This window comes from Amycolatopsis halotolerans, assembly GCF_042647905.1.
Lineage (GTDB): Bacteria > Actinomycetota > Actinomycetes > Mycobacteriales > Pseudonocardiaceae > Amycolatopsis > Amycolatopsis halotolerans.
The window spans coordinates 43,777-61,993 of the sequence record NZ_JBHRWI010000081.1 but is presented as its reverse complement, the minus strand read 5'-3'; the positions used below and the strand labels follow the sequence as shown (position 1 = coordinate 61,993).

The 18,217-nt window shown below is 69.0% G+C and carries 9 protein-coding genes and 1 pseudogene; 6 read left to right on the top strand and 4 right to left on the bottom strand.

The window, feature by feature from the left end:
* The first annotated feature begins 19 nt into the window (after window positions 1-19).
* Window positions 20-163: a LuxR C-terminal-related transcriptional regulator gene (locus ACFORO_RS46120; protein ID WP_354735144.1), complete on the top strand. Its 144-nt coding sequence runs from the start codon at window positions 20-22 to the stop codon at window positions 161-163.
* 65 nt (window positions 164-228) lie between these two features.
* Here the strand turns inward: ACFORO_RS46120 and ACFORO_RS46115 are convergent, their stop codons facing one another.
* The 3 genes from ACFORO_RS46115 to ACFORO_RS46105 form a co-directional block, all read right to left on the bottom strand.
* Window positions 229-1,188: an NAD-dependent epimerase/dehydratase family protein gene (locus tag ACFORO_RS46115; RefSeq protein ID WP_354735143.1), complete on the bottom strand. Its 960-nt coding sequence runs from the start codon at window positions 1,186-1,188 to the stop codon at window positions 229-231.
* 75 nt (window positions 1,189-1,263) lie between these two features.
* The gene (locus ACFORO_RS46110; RefSeq protein ID WP_354735142.1) at window positions 1,264-2,556 is read right to left on the bottom strand and encodes a nucleotide sugar dehydrogenase; all 1,293 of its coding nucleotides are present in this window, start codon (window positions 2,554-2,556) and stop codon (window positions 1,264-1,266) included.
* A gap of 65 nt (window positions 2,557-2,621) precedes the next feature.
* Window positions 2,622-3,305, bottom strand: a complete 684-nt coding sequence (locus ACFORO_RS46105) for a PIG-L deacetylase family protein (RefSeq protein ID WP_354735141.1) — start codon at window positions 3,303-3,305, stop codon at window positions 2,622-2,624.
* 248 nt (window positions 3,306-3,553) lie between these two features.
* Here ACFORO_RS46105 and ACFORO_RS46100 point away from each other — a divergent pair.
* Window positions 3,554-13,012, top strand: a pseudogene (locus ACFORO_RS46100) (type I polyketide synthase); the annotation flags it as partial.
* Window positions 13,013-13,344: 332 nt separating this feature from the next.
* Here the strand turns inward: ACFORO_RS46100 and ACFORO_RS46095 are convergent.
* Window positions 13,345-14,055 carry a TetR/AcrR family transcriptional regulator gene (locus ACFORO_RS46095; RefSeq protein ID WP_377874474.1) on the bottom strand — a complete coding sequence of 237 codons (711 nt, stop codon included), beginning with the start codon at window positions 14,053-14,055 and terminating at the stop codon, window positions 13,345-13,347.
* A gap of 70 nt (window positions 14,056-14,125) precedes the next feature.
* Between ACFORO_RS46095 and ACFORO_RS46090 the strand changes: the two genes are divergently transcribed.
* The 4 genes from ACFORO_RS46090 to ACFORO_RS46075 all read left to right on the top strand — a co-directional run bounded on the left by ACFORO_RS46090 (window position 14,126) and on the right by ACFORO_RS46075 (window position 18,191).
* Window positions 14,126-14,545, top strand: coding sequence for a hypothetical protein (locus ACFORO_RS46090; protein WP_354745002.1), 420 nt, complete (start codon window positions 14,126-14,128; stop codon window positions 14,543-14,545).
* Between the two features lie 99 nt (window positions 14,546-14,644).
* Complete coding sequence (locus ACFORO_RS46085) at window positions 14,645-14,875, top strand: hypothetical protein (protein ID WP_354745004.1); 231 nt, start codon at window positions 14,645-14,647, stop codon at window positions 14,873-14,875.
* Window positions 14,872-15,639 (top strand): ABC transporter ATP-binding protein, encoded by a 768-nt coding sequence (locus ACFORO_RS46080; protein ID WP_354745006.1) that lies wholly within the window; start codon window positions 14,872-14,874, stop codon window positions 15,637-15,639. Before ACFORO_RS46085 ends, ACFORO_RS46080 begins: the two co-directional genes overlap by 4 nt.
* A complete protein-coding gene (locus ACFORO_RS46075) occupies window positions 15,636-18,191 on the top strand; it encodes an FtsX-like permease family protein (protein ID WP_377874478.1) in 2,556 nt (851 codons plus the stop codon). Before ACFORO_RS46080 ends, ACFORO_RS46075 begins: the two co-directional genes overlap by 4 nt.
* Window positions 18,192-18,217: the final 26 nt, after the last annotated feature.

Genomic DNA, 18,217 nt, shown 5'->3' with positions numbered 1-18,217 from the left:
AAAACTCACGGGAGCAAGGGTGCTGACCGACGTAGAGCTGCGAGTCGCGGAACTCGCCGCGCAGGGCACGCCGGTGGCGGTGATCGCGGAGGTACTGGGAGTGTCCGCGAACACCGCCGCCAGCCATCTGACAGCCGTCTACGTCAAGCTCCGAAACGTGTGAAGGGCCTCTCGCGCGAACTCCGCGAGAGACCCTTCACCGGAACCGGAACAAGAACCGGCAACAGCTCAGGATCGGCGGTCAGCAACCACCGCTTCGATGATGTCGTCCAGCGAACGCGTCGGCACGAAGCCGATCTGGTTGTACGCGCGGGTGCAGTCGGGAATGCGACGCTGCATGTCCTCGTACCCGTCGCCGTACGCCTCCTCGTACGGCACCTTCGTGATGGTGCTGCTCGAACCGGTCGCGCCGATCACGCGCTCGGCCAGCTGCGAGATGGTGGTCTGCTCGTTGCTGCCGAGGTTGAACACCTTGCCGTACGCGGATTCGTCGGCGAGCAGGTCCGCCAGCGCGGGCACGACGTCCTGCACGTGGCAGAAGCAGCGGGTCTGCTGTCCGTCGCCGAAGACCGTGATCGGCTCGCCGGCCAGCGCCTGCGTCACGAAGCGCGGGATGACCATGCCGTAGCGCCCGGTCTGGCGCGGGCCGACGGTGTTGAACGGCCGCACGATCACCGTGCGCAGGCCGTGCTCCACCGCGTACAGGTGGGCGAACGTCTCGTCCAGCGCCTTCGCCTCGGCGTAGGACCAGCGGTTCTTCAACGGCGACCCGATGATCCGGTCGTCGTCCTCGCGCAGCCCGTCGGCGGTGTTCTTGCCGTAGATCTCGCTCGTGGACGCGACGAGGATGGGCACGTCGTGCCGCAGCGCCGCGTCGAGCATGTTCTCCGTGCCGTGCAGGTTGGTGCGCAGGCTGTCCATGGTCTTGTCGAGGATGGTGAAGACGCCCACCGCGGCGGCGAGGTGGAAGATCGCGTCGATGCCCGCCATGCACGATTCGACCGCGTTCGGGTCGGTGATCGAGCCGCGCACGAAGCGGAATCCGGGGTGTCCGGCGAAGCCGGTGAGGTTGTCCAGGGTGCCGGTGCTGAGGTTGTCCAGTGCGACGACCTCGTCGCCGCGGGCCAGCAGGTGCTCGGTGAGGTGGGAGCCGATGAACCCGGCGCCTCCGGTGATGAGGTAACGCACAGCGATTTCCTTTCAGTGTCATGTGGGGCCGCGCCCCAGGCCGGGGGCTCCGCCACCCGGAACCCCCGCAAAGAATCAGTTAGCGAAGAGCGCGCGGTCGAAGCGGTAAGTAGCGTCGATGACAGTCGGGCAGTCGGCGAGCCATTCGTAGTCGTGGCCCGGCTGGACGGTGTGGATGAGCGCGACGTCCCAGTCTTGGCCTTCCGGCTCAGGGACAGTGTCGAGCGAACCGCCGGTGACTCGGACGTTCGGGACCAGCGGGTCGTAGTAGCCGACCTTCGCGCCCTTCGCGGCGAGAAGGTCGAGGATGTCGAGCGCGGACGAAGAACGCACGTCCTGCACACCGGGCTTGTACGTCACGCCTACCACCAGCACGCGCGTACCCGCCATGCCCTTGCCTTCGCGCGACAGTGTGTTCAGTACGCGGTCGACAACCTGCTTCGGCCGCTCCGCGATGGCGTGCATCGCCTGGGTCACCAGCGGTGCGTTGCTCTGCGTCGCGCGCAGCTGCCACAGCAGGTAGTGCGGGTCGCAGGGGATGCAGTGGCCGCCGACACCGGGGCCGGGGTGGAAGGCCATGAAGCCGTACGGTTTGCTGGCCGCCGCGTCGATGACCTCGATCGGGTCGATCGCGAAGCCGTCGCTGATCTCGGCGAACTCGTTGGCCAGCGCGATGTTCACCGCGCGGAACGTGTTTTCGTACAGCTTGGTCATCTCCGCCGCTTCCGGCGAGCTGACGCAGTGCACGCTCGGGGTGAGCACGTTGATCACGCGCTGCGCCATCGCGGTGCACACCGGGGTCACGCCGCCCAGCACGCGCGGCGTCTCGGACTGGGTGTGCGTGACGTTGCCGGGGTCGATCCGCTCCGGGCTGGACGCCACGAACAGGTCGCGGCCGATGGTGAATCCCTTGGCCACCAGCGGTTTCACCAGCAGCCGGTTGGAGGTGCCGACGTAGCTGGTCGAGGTCAGGATGAACGTCTGGCCGCGGCGGGCGTTCGCGACCAGCGCCGCGCACGCCGCCTCGAGCGGGCCGAGGTCCGGCATCAGGTACTCGTCGAGCCCGGTCGGCACGCACACCAGCACCGCGTCCGCCTCGGCCATCCGCGCCGAGTCCGTGGTGAGCTGGAAGTCTTCCTGGTGCACGGCTTTCTCGAGCCTGCGGTGGTCGGCCTCGATGAGGTCGACCTCGCCGGTGCGGATCGAGTCGAGCCGGTTCTGCGAAAGGTCGATGCCGATCACGCCGACGCCGCCGGCGTGCAGGCCGAGCGCGGTCGGCAGGCCGACGTAGCCCATTCCGATCACCGCGACCGACGTCAGTTCGTTCCGTTCGGCGATGGTCTCGAATTCAGCGACAGTACTGGTCATTCCTGGTCACCCGTTTCTGGATGGGCTGTGGGAAAAGCGAGCGGGAAAAGCGGAGGAAAACGCGGTCATCGGACCGAACGGACGATTTCGAAGGCCTCGGCGAGGCCGGCGCTGACCTGCGAGCCGCGGTATTCGGCCAAGGCGCGGACGCCGCGTTCGCTGCGCGGATTCGGCCACGGCTCGAGTTCCTTGCCGTAGGCGCGCAGCGCTTCGATTTTGCGTTCGAGGTGGCTTTCGTCGAGGATCTGCCAGCAGTTCGGCCGGAACGTGACCGGCAGCCCGGAGGCCTCTCCGACGTCGGTGGCGGAGCGGATCTCGAAGGTGCGGACCTCGCGCACCGGGCCCTTGCCCGGCCGTCCGGCGACCCGCGCGGCGCGGCTGACCAGCGCGTGGTCGGTGCTCAGGTCGCACATGCTCGTGGCGAAAATGGTGTCCGGCTCGAATTCGCGGACCTCGCGCTCGACGACCTGGTTCAGTTCGAGGTGGCTGACCGTGTCGAGCCGGTTGTCGCCGAATTCGTGGACTCGCACGCGCTCGATGCCGAGCGTTTTCGCGGCCAGTTCGATCGCGTCGGCGCGATTGGTGACCTCGGCGCCGGCGGCCGAACGCGAACCGTCGTCGTTGGTGAGAATGCAAAGCGAAACGGTGACGCCCTCGTCGGCGAGCCGGGCGATGGTCCCGCCCGCGCCGAGCGTTTCGTCGTCGCCGTGGGCTCCCACCACCAGCAGCCTGCGTGTCAACGTGTGCATACGATTCCCCAGTCCTTGTCCGGGCGGTGAAACCCCCAGCGGAAACGAGCCGTGCGAAATGGCTTGGAACGCCAGCAAAATCTGACATCCGCCGGTGCGTGCGACAACCCCTAAAGACCGTCTAAAGCGGACCTTGGCCGGGCGGGCGGACCGGCGCGGCAGGGGCCGTTAGGGGTGGGTCGCCGCGCGGGCGCGCTCGTATCGTCACGACGTCGGGCGAGCATGCGACGCGGAAGGAACGTGGGCACGTGGGCAACTCCGAGGAGAAGCTGGTCGGTGCGCTCCGGGCTTCGGTGAAGGAAACCGAGCGGTTGCGCGAGAAGAACCGCAAGCTCACCGAAGCCGCACGGGAGCCGATCGCGATCGTCGGGATGGCCTGCCGGCTTCCCGGCGGCGCGGGCACCCCGGAAGCGTTGTGGGAACTGCTGTCCGGGGGTGTCGACGCGATCGGCGAGTTCCCGTCGAACCGGGGCTGGGACCTCGAACGGCTTTACGACCCGACCGGGCAGCGGCCGGGTTCGAGTTATGTGCGCGAGGGCGGATTCCTGCACGACGCGCTCGATTTCGACGCCGACCTGTTCGGCATCAGCCCGCGCGAGGCGCTGCTGATGGACCCGCAACAGCGGCTGCTGCTCGAAACGTCCTGGGAGGCGTTCGAGCGCGCGGGGATCGCGCCGCATTCGGTGAAGGGCAGTCCGACCGGCGTTTTCGCGGGCACGATGTACCACAACTATCAGGGCAGCTACGGTTCCTCCGGCGTCATTTCCGGGCGCCTCGCCTACACTTTCGGGCTCGAAGGACCCGCGGTGACCATCGACACCGCGTGCTCGTCCTCGCTGGTCGCGCTGCACTTGGCGGTGCAGGCGCTGCGCAACGGTGAATGCACGCTCGCGCTCGCTGGCGGGGTCTCGGTGATGTCGACGCCGCGTACGTTCGTCGAGTTCTCCCTCGACGGCACGCTCGCCCGCAGTGCCCGCTGCCGTACCTTCGCCGACTCGGCGGACGGTACCGGCTGGTCCGAGGGTTGCGGCATGCTGCTGGTCGAGCGGCTGTCTGACGCGCGGCGCAACGGGCACCCGGTGCTGGCGATCGTCCGCGGCACCGCGATCAACCAGGACGGCGCGTCCAACGGCATGACCGCGCCGAACGGGCCCGCGCAGCAGCGCGTGATCCGGCAGGCGCTGGCGAACGCGCGGCTGCGGCCGGACGAGATCGACGTCGTCGAAGCACACGGCACCGCGACCAAACTGGGCGACCCGATCGAAGCGCAGGCGCTGCTCGCGACGTATGGCCAGGAGCGCGAAGAGCCGCTGTGGCTGGGGTCGATCAAGTCGAACGTGGGACACACACAGGCCGCGTCTGGTGTCGCTGGCGTGCTGAAGATCGTGCTGGCGCTGAACAACGACCTGCTGCCGAAGACGCTGCATGTCGACAAGCCGACTCGGCACGTGGACTGGGCCTCGGGCAAGGTAGAGCTGTTGACCGAGGCTCGGCCGTGGGAGCGCGGGGAACAGCCTCGGCGCGGTGCGGTGTCGTGCTTCGGGCTCAGCGGGACCAACGCGCACATCATCATCGAGGAAGCACCGGCACCAGATGCGGTGGAAAATCCGCGCGACGAGGCGGCGATCCCGGTGGTCGTTTCCGGCCGGACGCCGCAGGCATTGCGGGTGCAGGCAGCGCGACTGGCTGAACACCTTGCGGCACAACCGGAACTGGACCTGCTCGACGTCGCCGCCACCTTGGGCGCGTCGCGGACGCATCTTGACCACCGCGCTGCGGTGATCGGGAAGTCCATTGAGGACGTTCTGCCCGCGTTGAACGCGCTCGCGAATGGTGAGCTGGGCGCGGTGAGCGGCCTGGCGCGCGGCGAGGCATCGCTGGCGTTCCTGTTCTCCGGACAGGGATCTCAGCGAGTCGGCATGGGCCGTCAGCTGGAGGTCTTCCCGGTCTTCGCTGAGGCTTACGCGGCGGCGTGCGCGGAGTTGGACCGGCATCTCGACCGGCCGATCCGTGAAGTGATCGACGGTGCCGCGGACGTGCTGGCGCAGACCGCGAACACCCAAGCCGCGCTGTTCGCGTTCGAGGTTGCGCTGTTCCGGCTGGTCGAATCGTGGGGTCTTGCTCCGGCCGCGCTGTGCGGCCACTCCATCGGCGAGCTTGCCGCCGCGCATTGTGCGGGCGTGTTCTCGTTGGCTGACGCGGCAAAGCTGGTCGCCGCTCGCGGACGGTTGATGCAGGCGTTGCCGAAGGGCGGCGCGATGGTGGCCGTCGAAGGAAATCCGGAGGAGGTCGCGGAGCACGATCCACAAGGGACGGTCGATGTCGCCGCGGTGAACGGTCCGCGTTCCGTGGTGGTGTCCGGTGCTGAGGACGCCGTCGTAGCGGTGGCCGCGAAGTTCAGCGACGCCGGGCGGCGGACGACGCAGCTCAAGGTCTCGCACGCGTTCCACTCGCGACTGATGGAGCCGATGCTTGCCGAGTTCCGGGCGGTTGCGCAGAGCATCGCTTACGCGCAGCCGACGATTTCGGTGATCTCCAGCGTGACCGGCGAAGAGGTCTACGCCGAGCTGACCGACCCCGAATACTGGGTGCGCAATGTCCGCGAGCCGGTCCGTTTCGCTGATGCTGTCCGCACGCTTGCTGCCGAAGGGGTCAACCGGTTCCTCGAGCTGGGTCCGGACGCGCCGCTGACCGCCGTGGTCCCGCAGTCCGCCGGTGACGCGGTCGCCGTGCCGGGCCAGCGTCGTGACGTCCCCGAGGACGTGGCGCTGCTGACCGCCTTGGCGACGCTGCACGTCCGCGGCGTGGTGCCGAACTGGGCCGCGCACTTCGCCTCACGGGGCGCGAGCCGGGCTGACCTGCCGACGTACGGCTTCCAGCACCAGCGTTACTGGCTGGAGGTGTCGTCCGAATCCGGGGATGTCTCGTCGATGGGCCTCGACCCGGTCGACCACCCGCTGCTCGGCGCGGCGACGTTGCTCGCCGACGCGGACGGCGTGGTGCTGTCCGGTCGAGTTTCCACGGCGACGCATCCGTGGCTGGCCGACCACGCCGTCGGCGGCTCGATCCTGTTGCCCGGCACGGCGTTTGTGGAACTTGCCGTGCGCGCCGGTGACGAGGTCGGCTGCGGTCGCGTCCAGGAGTTGACGCTGCACGCGCCCCTCGTGCTGCCCGCGAAGGGTGCGGCGCGGATCCAGGTGCGCATCGGAACTCCGGCCGCCAACGGGACTCGGCCGATCAGTGTCCACTCGCGACCCGACGATCTCGCCACCGCTGTCGGCTGGACCCGGCACGCGGACGGCACTCTCGCGTCGGCCGCTTCCGGGACGAACTTCGACCTGGGCGAATGGCCTCCGTCCGGTGCTGAGACGGTGGACGTCGAGGGAATGTACGACCTGCTGGCCGAGCACGGGATGGCTTACGGGCCGGTGTTCCAGGGGCTGCAGGCGGCGTGGCAGCGCGGCGAGGACGTGTACGCCGAGGTCGCGTTGCCCGAGCAGGAACGGATCGGGGCCGAGGCGTTCGGTCTGCACCCGGCGGTGTTCGACGCGACCCTGCACGCAGTGGGGCTCAGTGCGGCGGCAGGGGAAGGGACGACGCTGCCGTACGCCTGGTCCGAAGTGGAGCTTTTCGCGACCGGTGCGTCTTCGCTGCGAGTCCACGTGCGACCGACCGGTGAGCAGGCTGTCGAGCTGCGTCTTGCCGACAGCGCGGGCGCGCCGGTCGCGCGGGTAGGCACGTTGAAGTTGCGGCAGATCAGCGAGGAACAGCTGGCAGCCGCGGCTCCGGCTGGTTCGGACGAACTGTACGAAGTGGACTGGGTGCCGACGACTCTGCCGGACGCGCCGGACGCGCAGGAGGCCTACGAGGTCTACCGGGCGAAGGCCGGGAATGACGCGGCGAAGGCGAAAAAGGCCGTCCACAGTGCACTGTCCAAACTGCAGTCGGACGGTAAAGAGAAGCTTCTCGTAGTGACCGGCAACGACCTCGCCGGGGCTGCGGTGGCTGGCCTCGTCCGGTCCGCGCAGGTGGAGAATCCGGGCCGGATCGTGCTCGTCGAAGGCGACGCCAGCGACGAACAGCTCGCGGCTATCGCGGCTGCGGACGAATCGGCGGTCCGGGTGTCCGGCGCCGAGGTGCGCGTGCCGCGTCTTGTCCGGGCGACGCCAGAGCTGGGGGAGCCGGTCGACTGGTCGGCCGGGACCGTGCTGCTCACTGGCGGTACCGGGGCGCTCGGCCGGATCGTCGCCACGCACCTCGCGAAGCAGGGCGCAAAGCGGCTGCTGCTGGTCAGCCGTCGTGGCGACCAGGCACCCGGCACTGCGGAACTCGTCGCGGAACTGACCGAACTCGGCGCGGAAACGACCGTCGCCGCGTGCGACCTCACCGATCGCCGGGCGGTGACGCGGCTGCTGAAGAAGCACCCGGTCGCCGCGGTGGTGCACGCTGCCGGTGTGTTGGACGACGGTGTGCTGCCGTCGATGACGCCGGAGCGGATCGACGGCGTCTTCAACCCGAAGGCACTCGCCGCCTGGCACCTGCACGAACTGGCTGGCGACGTCTCAGCGTTCATCACCTTCTCGTCGGCCGCTGGCGTGCTCGGTGCTCCTGGCCAGGCGAACTACGCCGCCGCAAACGCTTTCCTCGACGCTCTCGCCGCGCACCGCCGTGCCGAAGGCAAACCGGCGCACTCGCTGGCGTGGGGCATGTGGGAATCGTCGGCCGGGATGGCTGGCGAAACGAATGGCAAGCGCGGGCTCGGCGCGTTCAGCGCGGCGGAGGGGCTGGCGCTGTTCGACAGCGCGGTCAGCTCGACGGGCACGGTCTTCGTTCCGGTGAAGCTCGACCTGCCCGCGTGGCGCGAGGCCGGCGCGGTGCCGGACCTGCTGCGCGGCCTGGTCCCGGCGGCTCGGCGTACCGTCGCCGACCGGGAGGCCGGGACGGACTCGTTGCTGGGCAAGCTGGTCCGCCTTCCCGCCGACAAGCGGCTTGACCACCTGCGCGACCTGGTCATCGAGCACGCGGCGGCGGTGCTGGGGCACACGTCGACGGACATGATCGACGCCGACCGGGCGTTCAAGGACCTCGGTTTCGACTCGCTGACCGCGGTCGAGCTGCGCAACACGCTCAACGAGGTCACCGGCCTCAGCCTCACCGCGACGCTCGTCTTCGACCACCCGACCGCTGGCGACCTCGCCGCGCACCTTCACGACGAGCTGCTCGGCGACCTGGACCCGGACGCGGCCGGGCCGGAGACCACGGTGGTGGGCAGCGACGAGCCGATCGCGATCGTCGGCATGGCCTGCCGGTTCCCCGGCGGGGTGACCACGCCGGACGAGCTGTGGCAGCTGGTCGCCGCCGGTCAGGACGGGACCAGCGACTTCCCGGCCGACCGGGCCTGGGACATGGACCACTGGCTCGAGCAGGTCGCGCCCGACGGCGGCACGCCGCGCGGCGGGTTCGTGCCGGACGCCACCGAATTCGACGCGGCGTTCTTCGGCATCAGCCCCAACGAGGCCGTGATGATGGACCCGCAGCAGCGGATGCTGCTGGAGTCGTCGTGGGTCGCGCTGGAGAACGCCGGGGTGGATCCGCTGGCGCTCAAGGGGAGCACGACCGGGGTGTTCGTCGGCGTGATGCAGTCCGACTACGACCCGGGCGACGCGCTCGAACAGGGCGGCGGGGCCTATCGCGGGTCCGGTGCGCTGAGCAGCGTGGTCTCCGGGCGGGTCGCGTACGCGTTCGGTCTCGAAGGGCCCGCGGTGTCGGTGGACACGGCGTGCTCGTCGTCGTTGGTGGCCTTGCATCAGGCGACCCAGGCGTTGCGCGGTGGGGACTGCTCGCTCGCCTTGGTCGCGGGTGTCTCGGCGCTCGTTTCGCCGGCGCCGTTCGCGCAGTTCCTTGACGGTGCTGTCGCTCGGGACGGCCGGTGCAAGCCGTACTCGGCTGCGGCCGACGGGTTTGGCTGGGGCGAGGGCGTCGGGGTGCTTGTGATCGAGCGGCTGTCTGACGCGCAGCGCAACGGGCACGACGTGCTGGCTGTGGTGAAGTCCAGCGCGGTCAACGCGGATGGTGCTTCCAACGGTCTTAACGCGCCCAGTGCTCCGGCGCAGGAGAAGTTGATTCGGCGGGCATTGACGGCGGCTGGTCTGGTGGCGTCCGATGTGGACGCTATCGAGGGGCATGGCGCGAGTACTCCGCTGGGCGACCGGATTGAGACCGCTGCGCTGCTGGCCACTTACGGTCGGGAACGGTCGGCGGACCGTCCACTGTGGCTTGGCTCGGTGAAGTCGAACATCGGGCACACTCAGGCGGCGGCGGGTGTCGCGGGTGTGATCAAGATGGTGCAGGCGATGCGGCACGGAGTGTTGCCGTCGACCTTGCACGTCACCGAGCCGACGCACGATGTCGACTGGGCTGCCGGAACTGTGCGGCTGCTGGACGAGTCTCGGGACTGGCCCGAGGTGGATCGGCCGCGGCGTGCTGCGGTGTCGGCGTTCGGGTACAGCGGGACCAACGCGCACGTGATTCTGGAGCAGGCTCCGGAGGCAGTGGCGGAAGCGGCTGAGACGGTTGATTCCGGTGGCGTGTTGCCGCCGCTCGTGTTCTCGGCTCGTACGGCGGCGGCGCTTCCTGATCAGGCGCGGGCGTTGCTGGCGCACCTCGACGCGCATCCGTCGTTGGATGTCGTTTACTCGCAGGCGAATCGTCAGCCGTTGTTCTCGCACCGGGCTGCGGTGGTCGGTTCGGATGCGGCTGAGCTCCGTGCGGCGCTGGCGGCGTTGTCTACTTCGGACTCGGTGGTGACGGGACGCGCTCGCTCTGGCGGGCGGACTGCGTACCTTTTGCCGGGCCAGGGCAGCCAGCGGGCTGGGATGGGTGCGGAACTGTCCGCTGCGTTCCCGGTGTTCGCGCATGAACTGGAGCGGGTTGCGGCGAAGTTCGATCAGCATCTCGGGCGGTCGTTGCACACGGTGATGTTCGCTGAAGCCGGATCGGTCGACGCGCAGTTGCTGGACCGGACTCAGTTCAGCCAGGCCGCGGTGTTCTCGTTCTCCGTGGCGTTGTATCGGCTGCTGGAATCGTGGGGGCAGCGGCCGGAGGTACTCGTCGGGCATTCGGTCGGTGAGATCGCGGCCGCGCATCTGGCCGGGGCGTTCTCTTTGGACGACGCGGTGAAGCTTGTCGCGCACCGAGGTCAGCTGATGGCGGAGACTCGGGCTGGTGCGGTGGTCGCGGTCGAGGCCAGTGCGGACGAGGTGCGGCCGTTGCTGGGCGAGGACGTTGCGCTGGCTGCGGTGAACGGGCTGCGGTCGGTGGTGGTGTCCGGTGTGGACGGTGCCGTCCAGGCGATTGTTGAGCACTTCGAGAAGCTTGGCCGGCGTACTAACCGGCTGGCGATCGATTGTGCGGTTCACTCGCCGTTGCTGGACGAGATTCTCGAAGAGCTGGAAGAGATCGCGCAGGAGTTGACGTTCGCGACGCCGACTGTGCCGGTGGTCTCGACGGTCACCGGTGCTGAGGTGACGGACGAGTTGTCCGATCCGGCTCATTGGGTGGCTAACTGCCGCAACACGGTTCGGTTCGCGGACGCGGTCAAGGCTTCGGGGGCGACTCGTTTTGTCGAGTTGAGTACGAATGGGGTGCTCACGGCGGCCGCTGAGGCTGTGATCGAGGACGCGGAGTTCGTTCCGGTGCTTCGGCGCAATCGCGGTGAGGTCGCTTCGACGCTGCTGGCGGCTGGGCAGCTGCACGTCCTTGGCGCGGGGCTGGATGTTCGACGGATGTTCTCCGGGCGAGCCGCGGCTACGGTTCCGTTGCCGCCGTATGCGTTCCACCGGACTCGGTACTGGCCGTCGGTGGACATGGAGGCTCGGCGGGCCGACGGGACTGGGCTCGCGACGTTGTTCGGGCCTCCGTTGACTGTCGCTGGATCGTCCACTGTGGTGTTGAGCGGGACGTTGCCTGCCGATGAAGCGTTCCCGGTAGCGGGCTTTGTGGAGTTGGCTACTCGGGCCGGGGATGAGGTCGGCTGCGGACGCGTGGTGCGGTTGACCGTTGAGTCGCCGTTGGCTTCTGCGCACGTGCAGATCGTGGTGGGCGAGCCGGATGACATCGGGAAGCGTCCGGTGACTGTCCACTCGCGACACGACGATGCGTGGACACGGCATGCCGAGGGGGTGCTGGCGGTGGACGACGGTGGTGAGCCGGAGGGCATTGGCCAGTGGCCGCCTGCTGGGGCGGAGCCGGTGAGTGCTGGGCGGCTGGACGCTGCTTGGACTGTTGACGGGGTGGTGTTCGGGGAGATCGAAGTCGCTCCGGACGAGCGGTTCGGGTTGTCTCCGGTGGTGCTTGACGCCGCGCTGTCCGCTGTGGGCGGGGATGCGGTGGAATGGCGGGGCTTCCGGTTGTTCGCTACCGGGGCGGTGAAGCTTCGGGTTCGGGTGACTCCGGTTGCCGACGATCGGGTGGCGGTGTTGTTCGCTGATCGTTCTGGGCGGGCGGTTGCCGCGGCTGAGTCGGTGACGGTGCGGGAGCTGGTGGCTCCGGAGGCTGCCTCAGCGGGGCAGGCCGTGGTGAAGAAGCGGCGTGCGGTGGCTGACGATGTCTCGGAGTTGGAGCTCACCGAGAAGGGGCTGCTGGCGTTCGTTTTGGAGCAGGTCGCTGGGCTGCTGGGGTATGCCGATGCCGCCGAGCTTGACGAGGACGCGCACTTCCTGGAGATCGGATTCGATTCGCTGACCGCGGTTGAGTTGCGGAATCGGATCGGTGGGGTGGCTGGGGTTTCGTTGCCCGCGTCTGTTGCGTTCGATCACCGGACGCCGGCGGGGTTGGCGAAGCATTTGCTCGGCGTGTTGACCGGGCCCGCGGTTGAGACTGGCGGGGATCCGGTTACGGAGATGTTCTTCGAGGCTGTCCGGGGCGGGCAGGTCGAGAATGGTCTCGCGTTGCTGGGGGCGGCTGCGAAGTTGCGGCCGGTTTTCCATGGTGTGGCTGAGCTTTCGGAGGCGCCTCGGCCGGTGGAGTTGGCTGAGGGGCCCGCTGGGGTGAGGTTGCTGGCGGTTCCTACTCCGGCTGGGATGGGCGGGGCTTACCAGTACGCGAAGCTCGCGGCTCGGTTCCGGGGGGTTCGGGGGGTTGCTGCTCTGCCTACGCCTGGGTTTGTGGCCGGGGAGTTGTTGCCTGCCGATCTGGATTCGTTGCTGGATGTTTTGGCGGAGAGTGTCCGGCTTTCCGGGGACGGGCCGTTTGTTTTGGTGGGCCATTCATCTGGCGGGGTTCTTGCTTATGCGCTGGCTTCCCGGGTGGGGGCGGCTGGGGTTGTGCTGCTGGACACCTATGCGATGGATGACGGTGGGGATGCCGGGGACACCGTTCGGGATATGGCCGCGGGGATGGTTGAGCGGGAGGAGCAGTTCGGGCCGTTTGATCGGGATAAGTTGACTGCGATGGCTTATTATCTCGGATTGCTGGACGGGGTTCGGTTGCCTGAGGTTTCCGCGCCGGTGGTGTTGGTTCGGCCGGATCGGCGGTTTGTCATCGCTGGGGATTCCGCGGATCGGGCGGAGGAGGATCCTGGGTTGTGGCGGACTACCTGGGATCGGGCGGATGTCGTGGTTACTGTTCCTGGGGACCATTTCAGTATTGTTGATGCGGATGTGGAGACTACGGCTAAGGCTGTGGAGGGGTGGGTGGGTAGTCTCTGAGTTCTCTCTCGGGTGGCTCGTCGCCTGGCGGCGACATTGCGCCCGGGTGGTGAGGCTTGGCACCCCGAAGTTTGAGTGTGACTACGGCGCGGGGGCGCTTGTCAAGGCGGGAAAGATGCCTTGACAAGCGCCCCCGCGCCGTGTTTTTGGCTTCGTATCGGGGTTGGGGGTGGGGTGGGTGCTTTGCTGGGTGGGTGCGTTGGCTGCGGTTCGCGGTGGGGCGGGGCTTGCGCCCAATGTGGCGTTGGGGCGCATCGCGGCGGGCGCGGGCGGTTCGTGAGGGGAACCCTGAGGGACTCAGAGTCCCTCAGGGTTCCCCTCACGGACTTGGTTCAGGGGAGCAGTGCGGCGATTCCGTCCAGGACTCGTTCCAGGGCGAAGTCTTCGGGGGCGGCGGCTGGGAACTCGCGGGACTCCGCTAGCTCGGCCAGGTGCGGGTAGTCGCCTTCGGTCAGACGGGGGTGCAGGAACGCTCGCACCTCGGCTACGTACTCGGTCGATTCCGGCGAGTCCGGGTCGGCGACCGTGCGCCGGCGGTCGGCGGTGGCTCGGACTACCGCTGAGACCAGTTCTGCGCACGACAGGGCGTCCACAGTGGACAAACCGGCCGCAACGAAGATCGCCAGGAGCTGCTCAGTCCAGCGGAGGCGGTGTGGGGTCAAGCCCTCGCGGACGTCCAGCAGCCACGGGCGGGCGGCGTATCGCTTGGTCGCTGCGTCGGCCCAGGTGCGGACGGCGGAGCGCCAGTCCAGGCTGAGGGGAGCGGCGGGAGGCGGGCCGAAGCCTGCCTCGGCCAGGAGGATCAGCAGCTCGTCTTTCGAGCTCACGTAGCGGTACAGCGCGTTGGTCGTCAGGCCTAGCGCGGACGCGATGTTCGGCAGTGACGCGGCTGTCAGGCCTTCGGTGTCGGCCAGCTCGACAGCCGCGGCTACCACCGCCTCCACTGTGTGCGACGGCTTCGGTCCTCGGCGGGGACGGGGGGCGCCCAGCCAGGCTGGGGTCAGGCCCGGCGGCAGGGCTCGGGGATCGGGCTCGATCGGCATCTTTCGCTCCGGTACGTCTTTCAGTAAACTGTGCAAGTCTTACACTGATCTGGTCTGGGGGCGAGCCAACGTGAGCGAGACCAACCGGTTCGGGTTCGGGAAGGTCACCGAACTGGATCGGAAGCTGGCGGCTACCGAGGTTGAGCACGCCCGTTCCGAAGGGGTCTGCGACGGGCAGGAAGCGGCCCGCAGGCTGGCCCGGATTCGGCTCGCCGGGTCGCACGCGGCGTTGCGGGCCGCGGTCGAAGGGCGCGCTTCGGCATCGCCGCCGCCGCTGCTCGAGGCCGCGCCGAAGCTCGCGTTCGGGCTTTGGGTGCTGGTCGCGGCGGTCAACACGCTGATCTGGTTCGGCATCGGGGTGATCGGCGGGCAGTGGGATCCGCTGTGGCTGCTCTGGGTCTATCTCGGCGGCGGAGTGCTGGTCGCGGGCGTGTGGAGCGTCCGGGACTTCGACCGGCGGGCGCGGGCCACGGCGGGCCGGGCGTCCTGAGCGAAACCCCTGGGGTTCCCCCATCAGCGGGAGTCCGCTAAACTGTTCAAGCCTTACACAATTAATCCCGACTCCGTCGAAGCCGTATTGGGGGGCCTCATGTCGGAGAGCACCGAGAAGACCCGCTCCGGGAGCGGACTCGCTCGCCGAATCGTCACGATCGCCTGGGCCGCCATCACCGGCGTCCAGTTCGTGATCTGGCTGCTGATGAGCCTCATCAGCATGTCCTTCAAGTCGCCCTTCTGGCTGTGGACGCTGGGCGGGGGCGCGATCGTGCTCGCGGTCTGGTGGTCGCTCGAGCGCCGCGGTTCCGGGAACGGAACGGAGTGAACGACGTGCCCACCACCACTTCCGTGGCAACACCGGTCCAGCTGGACGCGGTGCACAAGACCTACGGCCGCGGCGAGAGCGCCGTCGAAGCGCTCGCCGGCGTGTCCGTTGCCTTCCCGGCAGGCACCTTCACCGCGGTGATGGGCCCGTCCGGTTCCGGCAAGAGCACGCTGCTGCACTGCGCGGCGGGGCTGGACACGCCGACCTCGGGGCAGGTCACCCTCGTGGGGACCGACCTCAAGGGCAAGAACGAAACCCAGCTCACCGAGCTGCGCCGCGAGCACGTCGCGTTCATTTTCCAGTCGTTCAACCTGATGCCGGCGCTGAACGTGGAACAGAACGTCACGCTGCCCACGCTCCTGGCCGGCCGCACGCCCGACAAGGCGTGGGTGGACCAGGTGATCGCGCGCGTCGGGCTGTCGCAGCGCGTGAAGCACCGGCCCGGCGAGCTGTCCGGCGGACAGCAGCAGCGCGTCGCGATCGCCCGTGCGCTCGCGGCCCGCCCGGCTGTGGTGTTCGCCGACGAGCCGACCGGCGCGCTCGACACCACCACCGCGCTCGAGGTGCTCGGCCTGATGCGCGAGCTGGTCAGCGCCGGCCAGACCATCGTGATGGTCACCCACGACCCGGTCGCGGCGTCCCACGCGGACAACGTGCTGTTCCTGGTCGACGGGCGGATCGTCACGCAGATGACCACACCCAGCGTCGACGCGGTCGCGAGCACCCTGGCGCACCTCGGCGAGCAAGCGAGGAGGCAGCGGTGAGTTCGCGGCGAGTGGTGCTCGCGCTCGCGCTGTCGAGCCTCCGGTACCGCGCGGCGGCGTCGCTCGCGTCGTTCGTCGCGATCTTCATCGGCTGCGGTCTGCTGATCGCGTGCGCCGGGCTGTTCGAGACGGCGATCGTGCTGAAGGCAGCGCCGGAACGGCTGTCCGCGGCGCCTCTCGTGGTCGGCGGATCCGCCGGGTTCAAGCTGCCGGACGAGGAATCCCAGGTCGTCCCGTACGCCGAGCGTGCGGTGCTGCCGGAGGACCAGGTCGCGAAGATCTCCGCGGTGCAGGGCGTCCGGCAAGCGGTGCCGGACGTGTCGTTCGCGACCGTGCTGCTGCACGACGGCGCGCCCGCCGCGTCGGGTGCGGCTGTCCTTTCCGGACACGGCTGGGATTCGGCTTCGCTGGGCGGATACAAGCTCACCGAGGGCGCGGCGCCGAACACGCCGGGGCAGGTGGTCATTGACGCGACCACCGCGTCCGCGGCTGGTCTGCACGCCGGTTCGGCGGTCGACCTGGCGGTGAACGGGCAGCGGCAGTCGTTCCAGATTTCCGGGATCGCGCAGCCGTCGCAGACCGTGCGCGCGCCCGCGTTCTTCTTCTCTGTCACCGACGCCCAGCGGTTCAACCCGCATCCCGGCACGGTCGGGCTCGTCGGCGTTTTCCCGGCTGACGGTGTCGACGCGGCAGACCTGGCGGGCAAGATCTCCGCGCAGGTTCCCTCGCTCACCGTGCTGACCGGCGACGACCGCGGTTCGGCCGAATTCCTCGGCGTGAGCGGAAGCCAGTTGCCGCTGATCCTGCTCGCGGCGGTGTTCGGCGGCATGGTGCTGGTCGTGATGGCGCTGGTCGTCTCCGCGACGATCAGCCTCACCGTCCGGCAGCGGCAGCAGGAACTCGCGCTGTTGCGGGCGACCGGGGCGACGCCGAAACAGGTGCACCGCATGGTCGTCATGGAGACGATGGCGGTCGGCGCGGTCGCCGCGGTGTGCGGGGCGTTCCTGGGCAGCCTGCTCGGGAACTGGATCTTCAGCACCAGCGGCTCGCTCGGCATCGTGCCGGACGAACTCGCCTTCACCCAGGACATCATCGCGTTCGCCGGCGGGATCGTCGTCACGCTCGCGATCACCTTCGGGGCCGCGTGGTTCGCCGCGCTGGCCGCCGCGCGGGCCCGGCCCATCCAGGCGCTGGCCGAAGCGGCGATCCCGGGCGTCAAGGTGAACGCGATGCGCCGCATGGGCGCGCTGATCTGCGGTGCGGCCACGGTTTTGCTGGCCGCGACCACGATCTTCATGCCCGCCGACACGGCGGCGGCGATCGGCGGACCGGCGGTGCTCACCGGGGCGATCGGCGTCGCGCTGCTCGGTCCGGAGATCATCGCCTGGGTGGTGGACCGGTTCGGTCCGTTCGTGCGCCGGGTCGCCGGCCGCGACGCCACGCTCGCGGTCATCAACACCCGGGCGCGGGCGGTCGCGTTCGCGGCGGTGCTCACGCCGATCACCCTCGCCAGCGCGGTCGCGCTCGGCAACGTGTATTCCGAGACCACCGCCCAAAAAGCGCAGATCGCCGCGTACGCCGGGCAACTGAAGGCAGACGCGGTGGTCAGCTCGACCGCGGGCGGATTCTCTCCGGACGAGCTCGCGCAGATCCGCAGCACGCCAGGGGTTTCGACCTCGTCGCCGCTCGTCACCAGCTCCGGCTGGGTCGAGGAGCCCTACGACGGCAACGGAAGCGACCCGCTGCGGCTGATGGGCGTCGCCGCGCAGGACCAGGGCGGCACGGTACTCGCCACCGAGGTCACCGAAGGCTCGCTGACGCAGCTGCGCGGGAATTCCGTGGCGCTGCCCGCGTCGGTCGCCGAAAAGCTGGAAGTCAAGGTCGGCTCCACCATCAAGATGCGGCTCGGCGACGGGGCGCAGGTCCCGGTGACCGTGGTCGCGCTGCTGGACAGCCCGTCCAGCTACGCGAGCATGATCTTGCCCGCGGATCTCCTGGCCGCGCACACCACCAGCGGCCTGGCGTCGCAGGTGCTCGTGCGGGGCGGGGACGCCGGCGCGATCGTGTCGGCGCTGTCCGACCGGGCGAAGGACTGGCCCGGGGTCACGGTCGGCGACGACAGCGCGCTCGCCGCGAGTTTCCAGGCGAGTGCCGACGTCGAGGCGCTGATCAACTACCTGCTGGCCGTGCTCGCCATCGCGTACGCCGCGATCGCCGCGGTGAACACGCTCGCGGTGGCCGTGCTCGCGCGCCGACGGGAGTTCGGCGCGCAACGGCTCGCTGGTGCGGATCGCGGGCAGATTCGGCGGATGCTGTTCGTGGAAGGCGGGATCGTGGCGGTGACCGGGCTGGTGCTCGGCATCGTGATTTCGCTCTTCACGGTGGTGCCGATGGCGCTGACGACCGGCGAGATCATCCCGTCCGGGCCGATCTGGGTGTTCCTCGGCGTGGTCCTCGCGATCTTCCTGATCGTGTGGCCGGCGACCGCGCTCTCGGCGAGGCTGGCGATGCGCCGCAACGCGATCGAAGCGGTGAAAATGCCCGGCCAGTAACGGTTTCTAGGGGTACGCCGGGCCGG

Bases quoted from the DNA above. Each gene is read 5' to 3' on its own strand.
- ACFORO_RS46095 (WP_377874474.1), bottom strand. From the start codon at position 14,055: ATGCCGATCGAGCCCGATCCCCGAGCCCTGCCGCCGGGCCTGACCCCA.
- ACFORO_RS46085 (WP_354745004.1), top strand. From the start codon at position 14,645: ATGTCGGAGAGCACCGAGAAGACCCGCTCCGGGAGCGGACTCGCTCGC.
- ACFORO_RS46110 (WP_354735142.1), bottom strand. From the start codon at position 2,556: ATGACCAGTACTGTCGCTGAATTCGAGACCATCGCCGAACGGAACGAA.
- ACFORO_RS46105 (WP_354735141.1), bottom strand. From the start codon at position 3,305: ATGCACACGTTGACACGCAGGCTGCTGGTGGTGGGAGCCCACGGCGAC.